The organism is Streptomyces sp. NPDC048612, from assembly GCF_043199295.1.
Taxonomy (GTDB): domain Bacteria; phylum Actinomycetota; class Actinomycetes; order Streptomycetales; family Streptomycetaceae; genus Streptomyces.
Genome location: NZ_JBICVV010000026.1, coordinates 43,449 through 60,089, shown reverse-complemented (window position 1 = coordinate 60,089; position 16,641 = coordinate 43,449). Strand labels below are relative to the sequence as shown.

Genomic DNA, 16,641 nt, shown 5'->3' with positions numbered 1-16,641 from the left:
CGCCCCCTCGCGGGCTCTGCGGGCGGCCAGGGCGGGGGGGGGGGGTGGGGGGGGGGGGGGTGTTCTGCCCAGAACAGCCCTTGCCGGACGCACCCCCCGCCCCCGGAGGACCGAACCCGGCACCACAACGAACAACCGCGGCCCCCGCCCGAACCCACACCCCCGCCGAAGGCGAAAACAGGGCACGACGGCACCACCCGACAACGTGGGAATGAGCCCCCAGCGCTTAGCTGTGACCGAGTTCCTCGGCCGGCCCCGTCTCCTCGACGGACCCACCATCCCGCTCAGGCCGAAGCGACAACGGCTCCACAACGGTCTCATCGACAACCGGCGCGGCCGGCCGCGGCGGTTTAGGCATGACGGCAGCCTCGGAATGCGCCCCGCACCCGTAGGCGAGGGACACCACGCGGCCGTCCGCCGGGGCGAACTCGTTGGCGCAGACGCCGAACGCCTGGCCCAGGGAGCCGGGCAGCGGGCTGAGGAAGCCGCAGGTCACGCAGGTGGCGGGGGCCGCCTGGGCCATCGCGGACCGGGCGCCGTAGGCCTCTTCCCAGCGGTCGGCGGCGGTGCGCAGGCCGTAGCGGGACAGCACCCGGGCGCGGCGCATGCCCAGTTCCTCGGCGACGGCCGCGATGCTGCCGCGCCCGGGGGCGGGCTGGACGGCGGGCGAGCCGGGGAGGACGTCCGCCTCCTCGGAGTCGGCGACGTCGGCGGCCATGCCCTCGGCGACCGGGGAGTTCGGCGGCGGGACGTCCTCGCCGGTGAAGCCGGGCTCCAGGCGCAGGTCGTCGGACTCGGTGGGCAGCAGGTCGCCGGGGCCCATGTCGCCGGGGCGCAGCCGCTCGCTCCACGGCACCCATTCCGGTGCGAGGAGGGCGTCGGGGCCGGGCAGCAGGGCCACCTCGTCGAGCGTGACGGTCTTGGCGCGGGAGGCCCTGGCGACCGTCGTGGCCCAGCGCCAGCCCCGGTAGCCGGGCTCGTCGCAGGCGAAGAGGTGGGTGACGACGCGGTCCCCGTCGGCGACGGCCTCGATGTGCTCGCCGACCGTGCCGGGCAGCGCGGCTTCCTCCGCCGCCGCCCGCGCGAGATCGACCGCCTCGGCGCACAGGCGGTCAGGGGTACGGCTTCGCATCGCAGCACTCACAAGAATCGATTCTCTCTTCCACGCCGTCTCACGAGTGCGCCAGCCGGAGCTGTCCTTGTCCTGTCCGGACGACCGGCGGTACCGGGGCGGGCGGAGCGGACCAGGGGACCGCGTCGACGTCCGCGCCCGGTCGTTCCGGTCGAGCGCACCTCTTACGTCCCATTCTGCGGGATCGCGCGGAGGCACGCGGCCAAGAACGACCGCCGGTGGCGCGCTACACACGCTACCCCTTCAAGAGTGGACGACCCCTCGGCGGGAGCGGCAAATATCCACGGCCGTGTGCGCGGGCCGGGACGCCCCGCGCGGCAGGGCGGAGAAAGTGCCCCCTCCTGGGCGAGTTGGGGCAGTATGGCCGGGTTGCTGCCGCACGGGGCGTCGAAAGTTCGGAGATGTCGAGGACGTCAGGGAAGTCGTCACAGGTCTCGCGCGCCTCGACGCGCGGCGGGGACGGGCGCGGCCGGGCCCGCCGGGCGGGGCGTGCCGTCGGCCGGGCGCTGCACCGGCCGTTCACCGGAGCGGCCCGCGGGGTGCGGCGCGCCACCCATGCGCACGGTGCCGGGGAGTCGGGCCTGGGCAAGCTGATCGAGCTGCACGCGGTGAACTCCGCGGGGGACGTGATGATCACCGTCGCGCTGGCCTCGACGGTGTTCTTCTCGGTGCCGACGGATGAGGCACGGGGCCGGGTGGCGCTCTATCTGGCGGTCACTCTGGCGCCGTTCGCGCTGCTCGCGCCGGTGATCGGGCCGCTGCTGGACCGGGTGCCGCACGGCCGGCGGGCGGCGATGGCGGGGTCGATGCTGGCGCGGGCGCTGCTGGCGCTGACGCTGTCCGGCGCGGTCGCCACCGGGGGGCTGGAGCTGTATCCGGCGGCGCTGGGCGTGCTGGTGGCGTCGAAGGCGTACGGGGTGGTCCGCAGCGCGGTGGTGCCGCGGCTGCTGCCGCCGCGGATCTCGCTGGTCAAGGCGAATTCACGGGTGACGCTCGCGGGGCTGCTGGCGACCGGGCTGGCGGGGCCGGCCGGGGCCGGGCTGCATCTGATCGGGCCGAGCTGGCCGCTGTACGGGGCGTGTGTGGTGTTCCTGGCCGGGACGGTCCTGTCGTTCTCGCTGCCGCACAAGGTCGACTCGGCGAAGGGCGAGGCACGGGCCCGGCTGGCGTCCCGGGACGCGGCGCGGCAGGCGGGCGGCGGACGGAAGCCCGGACTGCGGACGGTCGGCCCGTCGGTGCTGCACGGTCTCCAGGCCAACGCCTGTCTGCGGGCGCTCTCCGGTTTCCTGACGTTCTTCCTGGCGTTCCTGCTGCGGGAGCATCCGCTGGGCGGGCTGGGGCCGGCCACCTCGCTCGGGCTGGTGGTGGTGGCGGCCGGTACCGGCAACGCGCTGGGGACGGCGGTCGGCGCCTGGCTGAAGGCGCGGGGGCCGGAGCGGATCATCGCGGCGATGCTGGCGCTGGCGCTCTGCGCGACGGTGGTCGCGGCGGTGTTCTACGAGGGGGCGGCGGTGGTCGTGGTGACTGCGGCGGCGGCCACCGCGGGGCTGTGCCAGGCGCTGGCGAAGCTGTCGCTGGACGCGATGATCCAGCGCGATGTGCCGGAGGAGGTCCGGACCTCCGCGTTCGCCCGGTCCGAGACGGCGCTGCAGATGGCGTGGGTGGTGGGCGGCGCGATCGGGATCTCGCTGCCGCTGGTCGGCACGGTGGGGATGGCGGTGGCCGCCGGGCTGGTGGCGCTGGGCCTGGTGCTGGCCGGGCGGGGGCTGCTGAGCGCGGCCCGGCGGGGCGGTACGCGGAGCGCCCGGGTGGCCTGACCGGCGACGGGGAGACGCGGCACGCCGTACCCGGGCGTGGCGTGAGCCGAGGCGCCCGATAGCCTGCCCGTATGACCGCTGCGTTGATCTCCTGGGGCAAGGGCCGCCGTGCCGCTGCCGCCATCGGTGCCGTGTCCCTGGGTCTCGTCACCCTCTCCGCCTGCGAGAAGCCGACCGCGCTCGCGACCGTGACCGTCAACTCGAACACGGTGACGGCCGAGGCCACTCCCGGCTGCGACGGTGACGGCAAGGTCCTCTCCAAGAAGGCCGTCACGGACTGCCTGACCAAGAAGGGCGGCAAGACGATCACCGTGCACCCCGGCGAGAAGGTGCGCGTGGGTGTCGAGCCGGACATCGCCAAGTCCGGCTGGATCGTCATCGGCGCCGGTCCCGTCATGCGTGAGCCCAGCAAGCAGACGTACCGCAGCTTCGACGCGGACACGCTCTTCATGCAGCAGAACCCGCAGACCGGCCAGACCACGTACTCCAAGGAAGTCACCCTCCAGGTCGCCGAGCTGGGCGCCGGTGAGGGCCCGAAGGCGATGTGGCACTTCACGCTGAAGCAGGAGAACTAGGGCGTACGGGCCGGATGATGCGGGTCCTGGTCGTCACGGCGGTGGCCGCCGAGCGTGACGCGGTGTGCGCCGCGGCGGAGCCCGGCGGCGGGACGACGCTGCCCGGCGGCCTCGAACTGCGGCACGCGGCCGGCCTGCCGGTGGCGCTCGACGCGCTGGCCGCCGGCGTCGGTCCGGCGGCCGCGGCCGCCGGCACCGCCACCGCGCTGACCGCCGCCGCGCTCGCCGGGCAGCCGTACGGCCTGGTCGTCTCGGCCGGTATCGGCGGCGGCTTCTCCCCCGGTTCCGGCTCCGGCGCGCCGCTGGGGTCGGTGGTGGTCGCGGACGCGATCGTCGCGGCCGACCTCGGTGCCGAGACCCCCGACGGCTTCCTCCCGGTCACCGAACTCGGCTTCGGGACCGTCGCGCACCACCCCGACCCGGCGCTGGTGCGGGCCGTCACGGCGGCGGCCGGCGCCCGGTCCGGCGCCGTCGTCACCGTCTCCACGGTCACCGGCAGCGCGGCCCGCGCCGCCGAGCTGGCGGAGCGTCATCCGGGGGTGCTGGCCGAGGCGATGGAGGGCTTCGGGGTCGCCGAGGCGGCCGCCGCCCACGGGGTGCCGGTGCTGGAGATCCGCGCGGTCTCCAACGCCGTCGGCCCCCGCGACCGCGCCGCGTGGCGCATCGGCGACGCGCTCACCGCGCTGACCGGCGCCTTCCGTACGCTCCCCGGAGCCCTGCCGGCCGCCGCCGCACCGGCTCCGGAACCCCCACGTCCCTGAGGAGGACCCCGTGACCCGGCCGCTGCAGATCGCGTACTCGCCGTGCCCGAACGACACCTTCGTCTTCGACGCGCTGGCGCACGGCCGGGTCCCGGACGCACCGGAGCTGGCGGTCACCTTCGCCGACATCGACGTCACCAACGGCATGGCCGAGCGCGGTGAGTTCGATGTGCTGAAGGTGTCGTACGCGGTGCTGCCGTGGGTGCTGGAGGAGTACGCGCTGCTGCCCTGCGGCGGGGCGCTGGGGCGCGGCTGCGGGCCGCTGGTGCTGACCCGGGAAGAGGGCGCGGCCGCGGATCTGGCGGGTAAGACGGTCGCGGTGCCCAGTGAACGGTCCACCGCGTACCTGCTGTTCCGGCTGTGGGCGGCGGCCGAGGTGCCGGGCGGGGTCGGGGAGATCGTGGTGCTGCCGTTCCACGAGATCATGCCGGCCGTGCGCGACGGCAAGGTCGACGCGGGCCTGGTCATCCACGAGGCGCGCTTCACGTATCAGAACTACGGCCTGTTCTGCCTGGCCGACATGGGTGAGCACTGGGAGCACACCACCGGCCTGCCGATCCCGCTCGGCGCGATCATCGCCAAGCGGTCGCTGGGCGAGCGGACGCTGCGCGACCTCGCGGCGGCGATCCGCCGTTCGGTCCTGATGGCCTGGGACGATCCGGAGGCCTCCCGGCCGTATGTCCTGGAGCACGCCCAGGAGATGGACCCGAAGGTCGCCGACCAGCACATCGGGCTGTACGTCAACGAGTTCACCGCCGCCCTCGGCGAGGACGGCTACGCCGCGGTGCGCGGGCTGCTCACACGCGCCGCGGCCGAGGGGCTGGTTCCGCCCCTCGGCCGCGATGCGCTGAGCTTCGTATGAGCCGTGCCTGCCGGCCGGGTCGTTCAGACGTCCAGCTGGTCGGCGACGGCGCGCAGCATGCCGGCGATCTTGGCGCCGTGCACCTTGTCGGGGTAACGGCCGCGTTCGAGCTGCTGGGTGACGTTCTCCAGGAGGGTGGTGAGGTCCTGGACGATCGAGGCGAGTTCGTCGGGCTTGCGGCGCTGCGCCGCGGCCACCGAGGGTGCGGGGTCGAGGAGTGTCACGGTCAGCGCCTGATCGCCGCGCTGGCCCGCCACGACGCCGAATTCGACGCGCTGGCCAGGCTTGAGTGCGGCCACGCCGTCGGGAAGCACCGACGAGTGCACGAAGACGTCACCGCCGTCATCGCGGGAGAGAAAGCCGAAGCCCTTCTCACTGTTGAACCACTTGACCTTGCCGGTAGGCACGTCTGTCCTCGTCCTCGTACTCGTCGGAAAAATAACTGGGCCGGGTCTACTGCGGAACTGCGGTCTGGAGTCTTCCCGCTCGGGTGAAGCCGGGCGGAAAGGGTCTGGATAGCAATGCAGCGGGCCGCAGGACCCGCCACCCCAAGGCTAATGGTCCCGAGGCCGGTGACAAGACGCCGCCGGGTGGGTCCTCCGTGCTTCTGGCCCGGACTTACCCTGGTCAGGTGTCTGACGAAACGCCCCCTGCCGGGGATCTGCTGGTCCGAATCGGCGCGATCATGTTCCTAGTTGGCGCGGTGGCCACTCTCGCCACGGTGGCTCCGCTGTTCCTGGGGACCGATCCGCTGCCGTCCGTCTTCTACGGCGTGTGCATGCTCATGGGCGCCGGTTTCGTCGTCGCGGCGGCCGGAGTGATCCGTTCCGTTGTCGCCCAGCGCCGTCAGGTGGCGGCGGCCTCGTCCCCACCCTCCGCCACATAGCGCGCCAGCCAGGACGGGAACTCCGTCAGGTCGCCGAGCACCACCTCGGCGCCGGCCGCGCGCAACTCCGTGGCGTCGCACGGGCCGGTGGCGACCGCGACGGACAGCGCGCCGGCGGTGTGCGCCCCGGCGATGTCGCCCGTGTGGTCGCCGACGTAGATCCGGGCGTGGTGCTCACGCAGCGCCTCGGCCTTGCCCTCCGCCCACAGGGAGCCCACGAGGGCGTCCACGTCGAGCCCGAGGTGGGTGAGGTGGAGCCGGGCGTTGGGCTCGTGCTTGGCGGTCACCACGATCGCGCGGGCGCCCGCCGCGCGGACCGCGTCGAGGGCCTCCCGGGCGCCGGGCAGCGCGGTCGTCGCCCGGACCGCGTGGTCCGGGTACAGCGCGCGGTAGAGGTCGGCGGTCTCCGCGACCCGCTCCTCGGGGAACCACCGGCGTATCTCCTGCTCCAGCGGGGGCCCCAGCCGGCTCACCGCGAGGTCGGCGTCGACGAAGGTGCCGGTCCGGGCGGACAGCTCGTGGTAGGCGGCCCTGATGCCGGGGCGGGAGTCGATCAGCGTCATGTCGAGGTCGAAGCCGACCGTCAGCGGGTGTGCAGCCATGCCCGCCATTGTGCCTGCGGCCCCGTTCGGGCCGTCCGGCCCGGTCGCCTCGCCCGCCTCACCGCGGTGGGCGCCGCATCCGCCACACCAGGAACAGCGCCGAGGCGACGGCCGCCGCCCGCACCCCGCCCGGCAGCCCGTCGAGCAGCTCCTGCCCCAGCCGTCCCTGGGCGATCGGCTCGCCCCACCGCCCGTCGAAGCGGCCCCACAGCCACACCACCAGACCACCGACGACGGTGCCCGGCACACCGAGCGCCGCGACCTTGGCCTCGGTACGGGTCAGCCGCTGCGAGACGTAGGCGAGTCCCCAGCCACCCGCCAGCGCGAGCCAGGACCCCAGGGCCGCACCGGCCACCAGCAGGAGCACCGCCAGCGTCAGGACCGGGTTGAGCGGCGGCCGCGCCGGGACCGCCACCACGGTGTCCTCCTCCGGCCCTGCCTCCGCCGGGGGCGGGGCGGCAACGGGCGGGCGGCCGAGCGCGCGCCGGAGCATCCGGGGCAGCGGGCGGCCCGCCGTCGCGCCCCCGGCCTGCCCGTTCTTCCCCCCGTCCCCGTCCGCGCCGTCCTTCGTCAGCGACGTGGGGCGCTCGTCCTCGGGCCGGTCCCACATCTCCGGGATCTCGATCCCGCCGACGAACCCGGGCACGGTCTCCCCCGGCCCGAACGGCGCCGGCTCCACCCGCCACCAGTCCGGCGCGTCCCCGTCGCCCAGCTCGTCGGCACCGGCCAGATGCGGCGGCAGACCGACCGCCGGCGCGCTGTCCGGCGCCTCGCCGCGCGGGGCGGGGAGCCTGCCGCGCGCCGTGCCGTTCCCGGCCGCGGTGCCGCCGTCGGCCGGCTTGCCGGTCAGTCCGCTGCGCGCGGCCAGGCCGGTGAGCTTCTCGCGCGCGCCGGTCCAGCGCCGGGGCGGCTCGGCGGGCCGCGGGCCGAGCGGTACGGCGGGCCCGTCGGCGGCGGCCCCGGCACCCGGCTCCGGCCGCGCCGCGCCGCTCCAGGCGGCGCCCGGCACCCGGTCGTCCGCGCTGCCCGCGGCCGTGACCACCGCCTCCGGCGTCCCCAGCCGGGCCAGCGTCCGTTTCACCCCGGACACCGAATCGGCGCGGCTGCCGTCGATCTCGGCCCGGAGGCCGGTCACCAGCCGCATCCGGGTGGCGGCGGGCAGCCCCCGCTGCTGGGCCAGGTCGCCCACCCGGCTCAGATAGTCCAAGACGAGCTGATCACTCTCGATCCCCACGAAATCCCCTGCGGCGTCCGCTGGTTGCTGCCCCGACGGTACCGCTTCGGCGGGCGGCCGGGCCGGAGGCTGCCGGGGGCGGGGGCGGCGGGTCCGTTCCGGTCCGGGGCCGGCCGGGGCGCCGCCGGGCGGCCGCACGCTCCCCGGTCCTTCCCGGCCCCGCTAACGTAGGACGAATGACCGGTACACCCCGCACCCTCGCCGAGGAGCTCAGGACCCGCCCCGACCACGGGCTCGCCGGGCTGCTGCGGGCCCGGCCCGACCTGCTCAGTCCGGTGCCGGGCGATGTGACCCAGCTGGCGACCCGGGCCGGGACGCGGGCGTCGGTGGTGCGTGCCGTGGAGCGGCTCGACCGGTTCGTGCTCCAGACCGCCGAGGCGCTGGCGGTGGCGCCCGACCCGTGCCCGTACGACACGCTGGGCGCGCTGATGGGCGGGGACGCCGGTGACGCTGCGGTCGCCGCCGAGCTGCCCAGGGCGCTGGCGGAGCTGCGGGCGCAGGCGCTGGTGTGGGGCCCGGACGACCGGCTGCGGCTGGTGCGCACGGCCCGTGAGCTGCTCACGCCGAGCGCCGCGCACCCCTCGCCGACCGGCCTGGGCCCGACCGTCGCCGAGGCCATGGCGGGGACGTCGCCGGGGCGGCTCCAGGAGGTCATCGCCGTGGCCGGGCTGCCGGCCACCCACGACCCGGTGACCGCGGTCGCCGCGCTCGGCGCGCTGTTCACCGACCGGACGCGGATGGCGGCGCTGCTGGACACCGCGCCCGCCGAGTCCGTCGCCGTACTGGACAAGCTGCTGTGGGGCCCGCCCTACGGCGCGGTCACCGAACGCCCGGCCCCGCATCTGCAGTGGCTGCTGGACCGGGGGCTGCTGATCCCGGCGGGCGCCCGGAACGTGGTACTGCCCCGGGAGGCGGCGCTGCATCTGCGGGGCGGCCGCGCGCATCACCGGCCCGAGCCGGTGCCGCCCGCGCTCTCCCCCGCCACCGAACGTGATCCACAGCTTGTGGACAACGCCGCCGCGAGCCAGGCGTTCACCGCGCTCGCGACCGTCGAGGAGCTGCTCAAGGAGTGGGACCTGGGCGGTCCTGCCGTCCTGCGCGCCGGCGGGATGAGCGTGCGCGACCTCAAGCGGACCGCCACCGCCCTGGACACCACCGAGCAGCTCGCCGCCTTCTGGCTCGAACTCGCCTACGCGGCCGGGCTGATCGCCTCCGACGGCGAGGCCGACGAGCGGTTCGCGGCCACCCCGGCCGCCGAGGAGTGGCTGCAGCAGCCGGATCACGAGCGCTGGGCGGTGCTGGCGGCCGGCTGGTTCGCCGCGACCCGCGCCCCCGGCGTCGTCGGCAGCGCCGACGCGAAGGGCCGCGCGCTCGCCGCCCTCGGCCCGCACCTCGACCGCTCCCCCGCCCCCGAGGTCCGCCGCCGCGCCCTCACCCTGCTCGCCGCGCTCCCGCCGGGCACCGCCGTCCCGGCGACGGCGGTGCTGGCCCGGCTGCGGTGGGAGCGTCCGCTGCGCGGCGGCGCCCCGGCCGCGAGCCGGCTGCCGGCCGCCGGCGACGACGACACTGCGCCCGGACCCGCCGACGACCTCCGTTCGCGGCTCGCCCAATGGTCCCTGACCGAGGCCGAGTTGCTCGGTGTGACCGGCCGCGGCGCGCTCTCCACCCACGGCCGCGGCCTGCTCGACGGCGCACCGGACGGCACCGCCGAAGCCACCACCGCCGCCGAAACCGCCGCCGCCGCGGCCCACGCCGCCGCCCTGCTCGCCCCGCTCCTGCCCGAACCCGTCGACCACGTCCTGCTCCAGGCGGACCTGACCGCCGTCGCGCCCGGCCCGCTGCGCCGCCCGCTCGCCGAGGCGCTCGGCGTGCTCGCCGACATCGAGTCCAAGGGCGGCGCGACGGTCTACCGCTTCACCCCCGGCTCGGTACGCCGCGCCCTGGACGCCGGCCGCTCCGCCGCCGAACTGCAGGAGTTCCTCGCCACCCACTCCCGCACCCCGGTCCCGCAGCCGCTCGCCTACCTCATCGACGACGTGGCCCGTAAGCACGGACAGTTGCGGGTCGGCGCGGCCACCGCCTATGTCCGCTGCGACGACGACGCGCTGCTCTCCGAGATCCTCGCGGACCGCCGCGCCACCCCCCTCCGGCTGCGCCGGCTCGCCCCGACCGTGCTCGCCGCCCAGACCGCGCCCGACCAACTCCTCGACGGCCTCCGGGCGATGGGCTACGCCCCGGCCGCCGAGTCGGCCGCCGGTGACGTCCTGGTCGCCCGCGCCGACTCCTACCGGACCCCGCCGCGCACCGCCCCCGCCCCGGTCCCTGACGGCCCGCCGTCGCCCGACGCCACGCTGCTCGCGGCGGCGGTCCGCGCCATCCGCGCGGGCGACCTCGCGGCCACCGCGGAACGCAAGCCGGTCCAGGCCCCCGCGGCCGCCCCCGGCGCCCTCCCCCGCACCACCTCCGCCGAGACCCTCGCCACCATGCAGGCCGCGGTGCTCACCAGCTCCGCACTCTGGATCGGCTACGTCAACGCCGACGGCGCCGCCAGCCAGCGCGTCATCGCCCCCGTACGCGTCGAGGGTGGCTTCGTGACGGCCTACGACCACACCTCCGACGAGGTCCGCACCTACCCGCTCCACCGCATCACCGGCGTCGCGGAACTGGCGGACGACTCGGTCTGAGCGGCCGCTTGCCGCACCGGGCCCGAGCTGCACCGCTGACGGTCGCCGCGGCGATGCGGCACACTGGACGTTTGGCCGCATCTGCGGCCGAGGACCGCGGTCGGGAGCGACGGCCGGGGCCGGCGGCCGGTCACCGGTGGTCGCCGGCCGGTAGCGAAAGGCGAGGCGTGTGAACGGACCCCTCATCGTCCAGAGCGACAAGACGCTGCTGCTGGAGGTGGACCACGAGCTGGCGGACGCCTGCCGGCGGGCCATCGCGCCCTTCGCCGAGCTGGAGCGGGCGCCGGAGCACATCCATACGTACCGGGTGACGCCGCTGGGGCTGTGGAACGCGCGGGCCGCCGGGCACGACGCAGAGCAGGTCGTGGACGCGCTGGTGCAGTACTCGCGGTATCCGGTGCCGCACGCGCTGCTCGTCGACATCGCCGAGACGATGTCCCGCTACGGGCGGCTGACGCTGACCAAACACCCCGCACACGGCCTGGTGCTGACCACCACCGACCGCCCGGTGCTGGAGGAGATCCTGCGCTCGAAGAAGGTGCAGCCGCTGGTCGGAGCGCGGCTGGACCCGGACTCGGTGGTGGTGCACCCGTCGGAGCGCGGGCAGATCAAGCAGACCCTGCTCAAGCTGGGCTGGCCGGCCGAGGACCTGGCCGGGTACGTCGACGGTGAGGCGCACCCGATCGAGCTGCGCGAGGACGGCTGGGCGCTGCGGCCCTACCAGCAGCAGGCCGTCGAGGGGTTCTGGCACGGCGGCTCGGGTGTCGTCGTGCTGCCCTGTGGCGCGGGAAAGACGCTGGTGGGGGCCGGTGCCATGGCCCAGGCCAAGGCAACCACGCTGATCCTGGTGACGAACACCGTCTCGGCCCGGCAGTGGAAGCACGAGCTGGTGAAGCGGACCTCGCTCACCGAGGACGAGATCGGCGAGTACAGCGGGACGAAGAAGGAGATCCGGCCGGTCACCATCGCCACGTACCAGGTGCTGACGACCAAGCGGAAGGGCGTCTACCCGCACCTGGAGCTGTTCGACTCCCGGGACTGGGGCCTGGTCGTCTACGACGAGGTGCATCTGCTGCCCGCCCCGGTCTTCAAGTTCACCGCGGATCTCCAGGCCCGGCGGCGGCTGGGGCTGACCGCGACGCTGGTCCGCGAGGACGGCCGGGAGTCGGACGTCTTCTCGCTGATCGGGCCCAAGCGGTTCGACGCCCCGTGGAAGGAGATCGAGGCGCAGGGCTACATCGCCCCCGCGGACTGTGTCGAGGTGCGGGTCAACCTGACCGAATCGGAGCGGCTGGCGTACGCGACGGCCGAGACCGAGGAGAAGTACCGCTTCTGCGCCACCACGGCCAGCAAGCAGTATGTGACCGAGGCGCTGGTGCGCCGCCATCAGGGCGAGCAGACGCTGGTCATCGGGCAGTACATCGACCAGCTGGACGAGCTGGGCGAGCATCTCAACGCCCCGGTGATCAAGGGCGAGACCACCAACGCGCAGCGCGAGAAGCTCTTCGGCGCCTTCCGTGAGGGCGAGATCTCGGTGCTCGTGGTCTCCAAGGTCGCGAACTTCTCCATCGACCTGCCGGAGGCGACGGTCGCGATCCAGGTGTCCGGCACCTTCGGCTCCCGCCAGGAGGAGGCCCAGCGGCTCGGACGGGTGCTGCGCCCGAAGGCGGACGGGCACGAGGCGCGGTTCTACTCGGTCGTCGCCCGCGACACCATCGACCAGGACTTCGCGGCCCACCGCCAGCGCTTCCTGGCCGAGCAGGGCTACGCGTACCGGATCGTGGACGCGGACGAGCTGCTGGCGGCGGACGAGGACGTCTGAGCCGGCGGCCCGCGGCTCAGAGCGCCCGGGACGGGCTGACCGGTTCCCGGGCGGCGCGCGGTGCGGGCAGGCCGGTGCCCGGAGGCACGGGCGGCCGCCGGGTCCACCACACGACCGTGGCCAGCAGCGCCAGCCCGAGCAGGGGATACGGGGACGCGAACGGCTGCTGCCACCAGCTGACCCGCAGATCGAGGTCGCCGGTGTGCGGGACGATCCACAGCGTGCGGGCGGTGAAGGCGAGGGTGACGGCGGCCAGCAGCGCCCGGCGCCAGGGCTTGCGCCGGGTGCGGGCGGCGAGCGCGGCGAGCAGCGGCACACACCAGACCCAGTGGTGGGACCAGCTGATCGGCGAGACCAGCAGCGCCGTGACGGCCGTACACAGCACGCCCCAGCCGTCCAGGCCGCGGCGCAGGCAGACGCGGCGGGCGGCCCAGAGCCCGGCGGCCGCGGTCAGCAGGGCGGGCACCGCCCAGAGCAGACCGGGCTCGGGAAGGTGGAGCACCCGGGTCAGCAGGCCCTGCAGGGACTGGTTGTCGACGATCCAGACCTTGCCGACCCGGCCGGTCTCGAACATCCGCCGGGTCCAGAACTCGATGCTGGCGTCCGGCAGGACCAGCCAGCCCGCCAGCACCGACGCCAGGAACCCGGCGAGCGCGGTGCAGGCGGCCTTCACCCGGCCGGTGACCAGGAGGTAGACGGCGAAGAGCGCGGGGGTGAGCTTGATGCCGGCCGCGAGGCCGGTGGCGAACCCCTTGAAGCGGGCGCCGTCCGGGCGGGAGAGGTCCCACAGGACCAGGCAGGTCAGCGCGAGGTTGACCTGCCCGAAAACGAAGGTCTGGAAGACCGGCTCCAGCCACAGGCCGAGCGCGGTGGCGGCCAGCAGGACGGACGCGGTGTGGGCGGCCCGGTACAGGCCGGCGGCCTTGCAGGAGAGGTGGATCAACAGCGCGAGCAGCGCGGCGTTGACCAGCACGCAGACGACCTTGAGCGTGCCGAGCGAGAGCCAGGTGGTCGGTATGAAGAGCAGGGCGGCGAACGGCGGGTAGGTGGCCGGAAGGTGCCACTTGGTGACCGTGAAGCCGTAGAGGTCACCGCCGGTGGCGGCGGCCGCACCCTCGGCCCGGTAGACCGCTATGTCGGACATCGGCAGCGGCTGGACCTGGTAGAGCAGCCAGAGTCCGGCGAAGCACGCCAGGAGCAGCGCCGTGGCGAGCACCAGCCTGCCGGGGTGCGCGACGCTCTGCGTCCAGGTGCGTCTCCATGTCCACGTCCCCTCGGCGGCAGACACCGCTGACCCCTCCCCGTTGCCCTGAGCGCGCCCGACGCGGTGACGCTAGTGGACCGAGGCCGACGGTCCGTAACGGTTTCCGGTCATCCGGGTGACGGCACGGGTCGGCTTCTCGGACCGGCACGCGGTGGCGTGCCCGATCGGTTCGCGCACGATCTGTCCGTACCTGGCCGGTACGTGTCCGATGCGGCTCACTGCCCGTATTGTGCGCGGTGCGCGCGGGCAGGGGCGGCTGAGGCACGCACTCAGCTGCACGTCGTGAGGGGCGGAGTCAGTCGTCCGCGTACTCACCCATGACGACGACGCTGAAGGCGGCCGAGGCGAAGACCTTGATCGCGCGGAGGGCGTTGCCCACGACATGGTGGTGTTCGTGGACGCCCGCCGCATCGGGCCCGGGGCCGGTGCCGAGCGCGGTGGCGCCCTTGACCGGGTTCAGGGAGACGGGGTGGACAGGACCTGGGGGAATCGCTGCGCTGCTCATGACTCCATGATGAAATTCACGCGATTGCAGCACATCGGTCCATAGGTCCATCCCTGGGGGCCGGATGTCCGTCTCCAGGCCCACCCCGCCCCCTACGGGAGACCGACGGCGGCCACCGCCGGGGCCCGCCGTAAATCCGTTGGCGCCCTCCTGAGCGGCTGACTACAATCGCGCGTCTGCCTGCCTCCCGTCGAGGAGTGCCGCCGCCCGGTCGGAAACCGGTCGGCCCTTCGCTTCACGCCGCTGACCCGCGCACCGCATGACCGGCGCTGCGCACCGACACCGGCCCGCCGCGCCCCGCGCTCACCGGCGCGCGCCCGCCGACGTACCGCCACGGAGGCAACCGCCGTGCCCTCGCACGCCCACCACCCGACCACGGAACCGCGCACCGAGAACTCCCGCCCGGCATCCGACGACCCGCTGCACCGCGAGAAGACGCACCTGGCCGCCTCCCGCGCCGCCCTGCGCGCGATGCGGGCGGACGCCGAGGCGCTCAACATCGCCGACGTCACCGCGAACTGGGTCAACGCCGAGGTCCTCCAGGGCGAGATCGACGCCCGTATCAAGGCGCTCGCCGACCTCTCGCACACCCCGCTCTTCTTCGGCCGCCTCGACTACCTCCACGCGCCGGGCCTCGAACTCGCCGAGGGCGCCCCGGGCGAGAACTTCTACATCGGCCGGCGGCACGTCCACGACGCCGACGGCGACCCCATGGTCATCGACTGGCGCGCGCCCGTCTCCCAGCCGTTCTACCGGGCCTCCAAGAAGGACCCGATGGACCTCAAGCTGCGCCGCCGCTTCGGCTACACGGCCGGTGAGCTGACCGCGTACGAGGACGAGCACCTCACCGACCCGTCCGAGGCCGCCCGGACCAGCGCCCTGCTCCAGTCGGAGATCGAGCGGCCGCGCGTCGGCCCCATGCGCGACATCGTCGCCACCATCCAGCCGGAGCAGGACGAGATCGTGCGCGCCGGCATCGGCGGCACGGTCTGCGTCCAGGGCGCGCCCGGCACCGGTAAGACGGCGGTCGGTCTGCACCGGGTCGCCTATCTGCTCTACGCGCACCGCGAGCGGCTGGCCCGCTCCGGCACCCTCGTCATCGGCCCGAACCGCTCCTTCCTGCACTACATCGAGCAGGTGCTGCCGGCCCTCGGTGAGCTGGAGGTCAAGCAGGCCACGGTCGACGACCTGGTCGGGCATGTGGAGGTGCGCGCCACGGACGACGCGGCCACCGCGACGGTCAAGGGGGACGCGCGGATGGCGGAGGTGCTGCGGCGGGCGGTCCGTTCGCACATCACCGTGCCGCAGGAGCCCTGTGTGGTCGTCCGCGGCTCCCGCCGCTGGCGCGTACCGGCCTACGAACTCGAAGAGATCGTCGCGGAGTTGCGGGACCGGGACATCCGTTACGGGGCGGCCCGGGAGGCCCTGCCGCAGCGGATCGCCCATGCCGTGCTGGTCCGTATGGAGCAGGCGGGCGAGGCGCCGGACGACCGGGTGCAGGACGCGGTGGCCCGTAACGCCGCGGTCAAGGCCGCGGTCAAGGCGGTGTGGCCGCCGGTCGACCCGGCGAAGCTGGTGCTGCGGCTGCTGACCGACGCGGAGTTCCTCGCCGAGCAGGCCGCGGGGGTGCTGACCGACGAGGAGCAGAAGACGCTCCTGTGGACGGGCCCGGGTACGGGCAAGCGGCCGCCCCGCAGCGTGAAGAGCGCCAAGTGGTCGGCCGCGGACGCGGTGTTGATCGACGAGGCGATGGACCTGGTCGCGCGCACCGCGTCGCTCGGCCATGTGGTCCTCGACGAGGCCCAGGACCTCTCCCCCATGCAGTACCGCGCGGTCGGCCGCCGCTGCACCACCGGCTCCGCGACCGTCCTCGGCGACATCGCCCAGGGCACCACTCCCTGGGCGACGGGCACCTGGGAGGAGGCGCTGGCCCATCTGGGCAAGCCCGGTGCGGCCGTCGAGGAGCTCACCCAGGGCTTCCGGGTGCCGCGCGAGGTCATCGCCTATGCCTCCCGGCTGCTGCCCGCCATCGCCCCCGACCTGACGGAGGCCACCTCGATCCGTGAGTCGGCGGGCGACTTCGAGATCCGTACGGCCGACGCCGCGGACCTGACCGCCGCCACCCTCATTGCCTGCGACGACGCGCTGGCGAAGGAGGGCTCGGTCGGGCTGATCGCCGCCGAGGCCCGGATTCCGGCGCTGCGCGCGGCCCTGGAGGCGGCGGGTGTGACCTGTCTGTCCCCGGGCGAGGAGACCTCGCCCGAGGCCCGGCTGACCCTGGTACCCGCCACCCTCGCCAAGGGCCTGGAGTACGACTACGTGGTCCTGGACGAGCCCGCCGCGATCGTCGACGGCGAGCCGGACGAACGGACCGGGCTGCGCCGTCTGTACGTCTGTCTGACCCGGCCGGTGTCCGGTCTGACGGTGGTCCACGCGACGGCGCTGCCGGAGCAACTGGGCGACGGCTGAGGCGTAGTGGGGCGCGACGGCGGCGGGC

The 16,641-nt window shown here is 74.6% G+C and carries 15 protein-coding genes; 8 read left to right on the top strand and 7 right to left on the bottom strand.

Annotated features, from left to right (window positions below; all coding sequences use genetic code 11):
* Positions 1–226 precede the first annotated feature (226 nt).
* Positions 227–1,132: a DUF3027 domain-containing protein gene (locus tag ACGFN2_RS30430; protein ID WP_362608900.1), complete on the bottom strand. Its 906-nt coding sequence runs from the start codon at positions 1,130–1,132 to the stop codon at positions 227–229.
* Positions 1,133–1,533: 401 nt separating this feature from the next.
* Between ACGFN2_RS30430 and ACGFN2_RS30425 the strand changes: the two genes are divergently transcribed.
* The 4 genes from ACGFN2_RS30425 (at position 1,534) to ACGFN2_RS30410 (ending at position 5,147) form a co-directional block, all read left to right on the top strand.
* Positions 1,534–2,949 carry an MFS transporter gene (locus tag ACGFN2_RS30425; RefSeq protein ID WP_362608902.1) on the top strand — a complete coding sequence of 472 codons (1,416 nt, stop codon included), beginning with the start codon at positions 1,534–1,536 and terminating at the stop codon, positions 2,947–2,949.
* 71 nt (positions 2,950–3,020) lie between these two features.
* Positions 3,021–3,524, top strand: a complete 504-nt coding sequence (locus tag ACGFN2_RS30420) for a hypothetical protein (RefSeq protein ID WP_393365772.1) — start codon at positions 3,021–3,023, stop codon at positions 3,522–3,524.
* 17 nt (positions 3,525–3,541) lie between these two features.
* Entirely contained in the window at positions 3,542–4,285 is a 744-nt protein-coding gene (locus tag ACGFN2_RS30415) for a futalosine hydrolase (RefSeq protein ID WP_393365847.1), read from the top strand.
* A 10-nt stretch (positions 4,286–4,295) separates the two neighbouring features.
* Positions 4,296–5,147, top strand: coding sequence for a 1,4-dihydroxy-6-naphthoate synthase (locus ACGFN2_RS30410; RefSeq protein ID WP_362608906.1), 852 nt, complete (start codon positions 4,296–4,298; stop codon positions 5,145–5,147).
* 23 nt (positions 5,148–5,170) lie between these two features.
* Here the strand turns inward: ACGFN2_RS30410 and ACGFN2_RS30405 are convergent, their stop codons facing one another.
* Positions 5,171–5,554 (bottom strand): cold-shock protein, encoded by a 384-nt coding sequence (locus tag ACGFN2_RS30405; protein WP_018089689.1) that lies wholly within the window; start codon positions 5,552–5,554, stop codon positions 5,171–5,173.
* A 224-nt stretch (positions 5,555–5,778) separates the two neighbouring features.
* Here ACGFN2_RS30405 and ACGFN2_RS30400 point away from each other — a divergent pair, with 224 nt between their 5' ends.
* Positions 5,779–6,033 carry a hypothetical protein gene (locus ACGFN2_RS30400; RefSeq protein ID WP_362608908.1) on the top strand — a complete coding sequence of 85 codons (255 nt, stop codon included), beginning with the start codon at positions 5,779–5,781 and terminating at the stop codon, positions 6,031–6,033.
* On the opposite strand, the gene ACGFN2_RS30395 is transcribed toward ACGFN2_RS30400, so the two are convergent.
* Together ACGFN2_RS30395 and ACGFN2_RS30390 are read right to left on the bottom strand one after the other, a co-directional pair.
* Entirely contained in the window at positions 5,994–6,635 is a 642-nt protein-coding gene (locus ACGFN2_RS30395; protein WP_393365769.1) for an HAD family hydrolase, read from the bottom strand. The two genes, ACGFN2_RS30400 and ACGFN2_RS30395, sit on opposite strands and share 40 nt — an antisense overlap.
* 58 nt (positions 6,636–6,693) lie before the next feature.
* Positions 6,694–7,869 (bottom strand): hypothetical protein, encoded by a 1,176-nt coding sequence (locus tag ACGFN2_RS30390; RefSeq protein ID WP_393365767.1) that lies wholly within the window; start codon positions 7,867–7,869, stop codon positions 6,694–6,696.
* 176 nt (positions 7,870–8,045) lie between these two features.
* On the opposite strand from ACGFN2_RS30390, the gene ACGFN2_RS30385 reads away from it, so the two are divergent.
* Together ACGFN2_RS30385 and ACGFN2_RS30380 are read left to right on the top strand one after the other, a co-directional pair.
* Positions 8,046–10,553, top strand: coding sequence for a helicase-associated domain-containing protein (locus tag ACGFN2_RS30385; RefSeq protein WP_393365765.1), 2,508 nt, complete (start codon positions 8,046–8,048; stop codon positions 10,551–10,553).
* A gap of 169 nt (positions 10,554–10,722) precedes the next feature.
* Positions 10,723–12,375, top strand: coding sequence for a DNA repair helicase XPB (locus ACGFN2_RS30380; protein ID WP_362608914.1), 1,653 nt, complete (start codon positions 10,723–10,725; stop codon positions 12,373–12,375).
* 16 nt (positions 12,376–12,391) lie between these two features.
* Here ACGFN2_RS30380 and ACGFN2_RS30375 read toward each other — a convergent pair whose 3' ends face one another.
* From ACGFN2_RS30375 to ACGFN2_RS30365, 3 genes are all read right to left on the bottom strand, one after another.
* Complete coding sequence (locus ACGFN2_RS30375; protein ID WP_393365763.1) at positions 12,392–13,663, bottom strand: glycosyltransferase 87 family protein; 1,272 nt, start codon at positions 13,661–13,663, stop codon at positions 12,392–12,394.
* Between the two features lie 45 nt (positions 13,664–13,708).
* Positions 13,709–13,858: a hypothetical protein gene (locus ACGFN2_RS30370; protein WP_393365761.1), complete on the bottom strand. Its 150-nt coding sequence runs from the start codon at positions 13,856–13,858 to the stop codon at positions 13,709–13,711.
* Positions 13,859–13,934: 76 nt separating this feature from the next.
* Entirely contained in the window at positions 13,935–14,144 is a 210-nt protein-coding gene (locus ACGFN2_RS30365) for a hypothetical protein (protein ID WP_362608920.1), read from the bottom strand.
* A 348-nt stretch (positions 14,145–14,492) separates the two neighbouring features.
* Between ACGFN2_RS30365 and ACGFN2_RS30360 the strand changes: the two genes are divergently transcribed.
* Positions 14,493–16,613, top strand: a complete 2,121-nt coding sequence (locus ACGFN2_RS30360; RefSeq protein ID WP_393365759.1) for a HelD family protein — start codon at positions 14,493–14,495, stop codon at positions 16,611–16,613.
* Positions 16,614–16,641: the final 28 nt, after the last annotated feature.

Bases quoted from the DNA above. Each gene is read 5' to 3' on its own strand.
- ACGFN2_RS30395 (WP_393365769.1), bottom strand. From the start codon at position 6,635: ATGGCTGCACACCCGCTGACGGTCGGCTTCGACCTCGACATGACGCTG.
- ACGFN2_RS30385 (WP_393365765.1), top strand. From the start codon at position 8,046: ATGACCGGTACACCCCGCACCCTCGCCGAGGAGCTCAGGACCCGCCCC.
- ACGFN2_RS30365 (WP_362608920.1), bottom strand. From the start codon at position 14,144: ATGAGCAGCGCAGCGATTCCCCCAGGTCCTGTCCACCCCGTCTCCCTG.
- ACGFN2_RS30420 (WP_393365772.1), top strand. From the start codon at position 3,021: ATGACCGCTGCGTTGATCTCCTGGGGCAAGGGCCGCCGTGCCGCTGCC.
- ACGFN2_RS30430 (WP_362608900.1), bottom strand. From the start codon at position 1,132: ATGCGAAGCCGTACCCCTGACCGCCTGTGCGCCGAGGCGGTCGATCTC.
- ACGFN2_RS30425 (WP_362608902.1), top strand. From the start codon at position 1,534: ATGTCGAGGACGTCAGGGAAGTCGTCACAGGTCTCGCGCGCCTCGACG.
- ACGFN2_RS30415 (WP_393365847.1), top strand. From the start codon at position 3,542: ATGCGGGTCCTGGTCGTCACGGCGGTGGCCGCCGAGCGTGACGCGGTG.